1 protein-coding gene is annotated in these 232 nt (G+C 62.1%); it reads left to right on the top strand.

The window, feature by feature from the left end:
• Positions 1-232: AGE family epimerase/isomerase (locus ACWTU9_RS33395; RefSeq protein ID WP_455862044.1), on the top strand; the 232-nt coding region annotated here is incomplete at both ends.

Here is a 232-nt window from a genome sequence, read left to right on the forward strand (position 1 = left end):
TCAAGGCGGCAGTCGCCCTGGACGGCATTGGCGGACCGGATCTGAAACCCGAGATCGAAGCTCGTGTCGCCCGCCTCTTCCGATGGCATATTGATCCGGCACCGCTTGGCTTGTGGGTCGACAGGATTGACGAGCGCGGGAGGTCACTGGCCACCGAGGTCCCGGCGAGCATCTTCTACCACCTGGTGACGGCGTTGATGCAGTATCTGGACAAGACTGGAGGACAGGTCGA

The organism is Mesorhizobium sp. 128a (assembly GCF_053848025.1).